Below are 1,637 nucleotides of genomic sequence, written 5' to 3' on the forward strand. Positions count from 1 at the left end.
ACCCACGTCGTAGCGGCGCTCCTCGGGGCGGGGCTTGCGGGGGCGGCCCTGCCCCTGCTTCTGGTCCCTGTCGTTGCCGGCGCCGCGGTAGTTCCCGCGCCCGCCGCTCTTGCCGCTGCCGCTGCTTCGCATCAAAGTTCCGTCTGGTCGTCTGCGTCGTCTGCTCCCGGCGCATCGGGTGCGTCCGGGTCGAACGACGGAACCCCTTCCTGGCTCTCGGCCTCGATCGTCTCCGCCTCCGGGACGAAGGGCGCGAGCTCGGGGAGTTCGTCCAGACCGCGCAGGCCCATCCGCTCCAGGAAGTAGTTCGTCGTCCTGTACAGGATCGCACCTGTTTCGGGTTCCGTGCCCGCCTCCTCGACGAGACCCCGCTGGAGGAGGGTGCGCATCACGCCGTCGCAGTTCACTCCGCGCACCGCGGAGACCCGCGACCGGCTCACCGGCTGGCGGTAGGCGACGACGGCCAGGGTCTCCAGCGCGGCCTGGGTGAGGCGGGCCGTCCGGCCGTCGAGGACCAGCGCCTCCACGGCGGCGGAGTACTCGGGCCGGGTGTAGAACCGCCAGCCGCCGGCGACCTTGCGCAGCTCGAAGCCACGGCGCTGCGCGGCGTACTCGTCGGCCAGTTCGCGCAGGGCGTCGGCGACGGCACGGCGGGGCCGCCGGAGCACCCTGGCGAGGTGCTCCTCGGTGGCGGGTTCGTCGACGACCATCAGCACGGCCTCCAGGGCGGGCCTGAGGTCCAGTGCCGCGACGGCGTCGTCCCGCGGGCCGGCGGCGGTCTCCTCGGGGGTGCCGGCGGTGCTCATGCGCGCTCCTCCTTCGTCGTGTCGGCGGTCGGGCGGTCGAACTCGTCGGTGACGACCGGCCGGGGGCCGTCCTCGTCGCCGGTCCGGCGGACCAGCAGCTCGCCCAGGGCGGTCTCCTGCTCCAGGGCGACCGCCTTCTCCCGGTAGAGCTCCAGCAGGGCCAGGAAGCGGGCGACGACGGTGAGGGTGTCGTCGGTGTCCGCCACCAGGGCGCGGAAGGTGGTCTCGCCCAGTTCGCGCAGCCGGGCCAGCACGACGGCCGCCTGTTCCCGGACGCTCACCAGCGGAGCGTGGATGTGGTCGACGTACACCTGCGGCGGGGCCTTCGGCTGCATCGCCTTCACGGCCAGCCGGGCGAACCCCTCGGGGCCGATGCTGAGGACGACGTCCGGCAGCAGTGCGGCGTGGTGCGGTTCGAGGCCCACGGTGCGCGGGTGGCGGCGGGACTCGTCGTCCAGGCGGGCGCTGAAGATGTCGGCGATCTGCTTGTACGCGCGGTACTGCAGCAGGCGGGCGAAGAGCAGGTCGCGCGCCTCGAGGAGGGCGAGGTCGGCCTCGTCCTCCACCTCGGCCGCGGGGAGCAGCCGGGCGGCCTTCAGGTCGAGCAGGGTGGCCGCGACGACGAGGAACTCGGTGGTCCGGTCCAGGTCCCAGTCGTCGCCGCGGGAGCGGATGTGGGCCATGAACTCGTCGGTGACCTGCGAGAGGGCGACCTCGGTGACGTCCAGCTTGTGCTTGGAGATCAGCTGGAGGAGCAGGTCGAACGGGCCCTCGAAGTTGGTGAGCCGCACGGTGAACGTGTCCGGGTCCGCCGGTTCCCCGCCCTCGGCG

General features: G+C 73.0%; 2 protein-coding genes. Both read right to left on the bottom strand.

Features of this window, described 5'->3' with window-relative positions:
* Positions 1 to 131: 131 nt before the first annotated feature.
* Positions 132 to 806, bottom strand: coding sequence for an SMC-Scp complex subunit ScpB (gene scpB, locus HW445_RS30170; protein ID WP_180223983.1), 675 nt, complete (start codon positions 804 to 806; stop codon positions 132 to 134).
* Positions 803 to 1,637, bottom strand: an 835-nt coding sequence (locus tag HW445_RS30175) for a ScpA family protein (RefSeq protein WP_180223984.1), incomplete at its 5' end; no start/stop codon positions are given. The genes scpB and HW445_RS30175, both read right to left, overlap by 4 nt.

Source organism: Streptomyces sp. UH6, from assembly GCF_013421635.1.
In the GTDB taxonomy this organism is placed as follows: domain Bacteria; phylum Actinomycetota; class Actinomycetes; order Streptomycetales; family Streptomycetaceae; genus Streptomyces; species Streptomyces abyssomicinicus.

Coding starts and splice junctions, on each gene's coding strand:
- scpB (WP_180223983.1), bottom strand. CDS start 806: ATGAGCACCGCCGGCACCCCCGAGGAGACCGCCGCCGGCCCGCGGGAC.